Here is a 2,459-nt window from a genome sequence, read left to right as displayed (position 1 = left end):
TATAAATTTAAAGCAAAATCATAATCTTACACAAAATTAGTTTTCAAATTGTCATATTGATGATTTTTTTTATTTCATCAAGAGTTTTCGACAAAATTAAAGATAATATTAATAAGATATTTTAAATTAACTTACTAATCCAAATCATTGTATTCTTCCTACTCTAATTGTTGCTGAAACTCTTTTAAAATTTGTTGTTCTGCTTTTGACAACAAACCATTAGTTGTTACTAAACTATCAAAATTAGTTAATGTATATAAAGGAACTTGTAAACTTTCAAAAGCAATAGTAGCTTTTTTTAATTGATAACTAAAAATTGCTAATACCGCAACAACTTCCAAACCAGCTTCTTGTAAAGTTTTCACAACTTCAATAACTGACCCACCTGTAGAAATTAAGTCTTCAATGACCACAACCTTCTGCCCCTTTTCATAGACTCCTTCAATTTGATTTTGTTTTCCGTGACCTTTCTTACTACTACGAACATACCCAAATGGTAATTTTAATAAATGGCCTAATAGAGCAGCATGGGGAATTCCTGCTGTTGCTGTTCCAAAAATATTATCAATTTTATCTTGTCCGAAATTAGTATTAATAAGTTCAGCAAACCTTTCAGCAATTGTTCACCGCAAGTGAGGATAACCCATCGTTAACCGATTATCAATATAAATTGGTGCTTTAATTCCCGATGCTCAAGTAAACAATTCAGTAATATTAATACTAATTGCTTTAATTCTAATTAATTCCGTAATAATGTTTTTCATCTTCATTCGTCCTTTCTAATCTGCCAATGTTGTTATAATTTGTTGATAAACGGCTACCGGATCAGCAGCGCTTGTAATTGCACGACCAATTACTAAATAATCAGCTCCTAATTCTTTTGCAAGAACTGGTGTTGCCACCCGTTTTTGATCAGTTTGTTTAGTTACTAATTGAATTCCAGGGGTAATTGTTTGTAACGATGGAAACTGTGTTTTAATCATCTTTGCTTCTCAAGGGGAACAAATCACACCATAAAAGTGATTACCTACTGCTAATTTTGCTAAATTTTGTACTAATCGCTCCGTTGTTAATGTTGAAGATAAAAATAAAGTTTGAAGTTCATCATTATCAAGACTAGTTAATACTGTTACACCTAATAATTTAATTGAAGTATCTTGCACAACCTGATGCGCTAATTCTAATGTTTTTTCACCACTTGTTAAATGAATTGTAACAAAGTCAACTTGATATTGTTTTAATGCTTGTAAAGCCTTTTCAACTGTAATTGGAATATCATTTAATTTTAAATCAAGAAAAACAATATGACCGTGCTGTTTTAATTTATTAATAATTTCAAAACCAACAGCATAAATTAATTCCATCCCAACTTTTAAAAATAATGATTGTGGCGGAAACTTGTTTAAAGTGGCCGTATAAAAAATTGGGGTTTTGGAAAAAAACTCGGAAATTGAATAAGAATAATAAATTAAACCATTTACTAAAATGGTTTTTTTATTTGTAAAACCAAAATTATTAATTGATTCAGAGAAAGGGCAATATCTTAAATATTTACAAAAAAACTATAACAACTTTTTGATACCCTCTTTAAGTTGTTTACACATTTATTAAATATCTTAGAAATCTTTACAAAGTGTAGCTGTTTTTCTCCTAATTTAAGGTGTTGTCCTTTCTCTGTTTCAGTTAATTAATTTGCTAATAAAAAAACTTAATAAAAGAAAGGAGTAAGTAATGAAAATTAATAAGCAACAACAAATTTGCGATATTGATAACTGCTATAAAACAATATCATTCATTACTGAAGAATTTTTATCAAATAAAGTTTTATGAACTTGTGAAAAACATAAATATTTATTGAATAAAGTAAAAGATAAAACACAAAAGCGGTTTTATAAACGCTTAGAAAATTCAAAAATTATCTTTGATTATGAAACTGGTTTGTTAAAACTTTGATTTTATAAAACAACTTAATGCAGKGTGGGACGGTTATTTTAAATAACTAAGTGCTTTTATTCCACATAGGCGGTCTAGCCCAGCGGTAATCAGTCCGGAAATAATAGACGCTTTAACAAGCGATAGTCGTGATAAGTGCAAGGTCAACATCGAACGACAATAAANWATTGAGATGGTCACTTTATAAATAAATTTGCGATAGCATTAGGCTCTTCAAGGTGCGAGTAGATTTATTTTAAAAACTGAACGTTTTGACCTGAAATGGTGCGGGTGAAGAGAGAGAAAACTCTCTGGCTCCAAAAAGAAAAAACAACTGTCTATTATTAAACAAACAACATACCGCCACCGCTCACCTTCAAAGTGAAGCGGATGGCGTAGTAAATAAATAGATAAATACTTAATTAGACTTCTTGCATAACCTATTAAAATAATTGTAAATATTTTTAAAAAGATACTAATAGCAAATTATAATTTTAATTAATTATGTCTTTTATTTAAAAATTWWA

Annotated in this window: 3 protein-coding genes; 1 reads left to right on the top strand and 2 read right to left on the bottom strand. The window is 28.9% G+C overall.

Going from position 1 to position 2,459, the window contains the following annotated elements; genetic code table 4:
• Positions 1-158 precede the first annotated feature (158 nt).
• Both pyrE and pyrF read right to left on the bottom strand, forming a co-directional pair.
• A complete protein-coding gene (gene pyrE, locus EHV01_RS04750; RefSeq protein WP_422066443.1) occupies positions 159-770 on the bottom strand; it encodes an orotate phosphoribosyltransferase in 612 nt (203 codons plus the stop codon).
• A gap of 9 nt (positions 771-779) precedes the next feature.
• Positions 780-1,406, bottom strand: coding sequence for an orotidine-5'-phosphate decarboxylase (gene pyrF / locus EHV01_RS04745; protein ID WP_422066444.1), 627 nt, complete (start codon positions 1,404-1,406; stop codon positions 780-782).
• Between the two features lie 325 nt (positions 1,407-1,731).
• Here pyrF and EHV01_RS04740 point away from each other — a divergent pair, with 325 nt between their 5' ends.
• Positions 1,732-1,971, top strand: coding sequence for a hypothetical protein (locus EHV01_RS04740; RefSeq protein WP_422066442.1), 240 nt, complete (start codon positions 1,732-1,734; stop codon positions 1,969-1,971).
• Positions 1,972-2,459 lie beyond the last annotated feature (488 nt).

It is taken from the genome of Spiroplasma sp. hy2 (genome assembly GCF_044714365.1).
In the GTDB taxonomy this organism is placed as follows: Bacteria; Bacillota_I; Bacilli_A; order Mycoplasmatales; family Mycoplasmataceae; genus Spiroplasma; species Spiroplasma phoeniceum.
The sequence above is the reverse complement of the archived record's forward strand: the minus strand, read 5'-3'. Positions and strand labels throughout refer to the sequence as shown.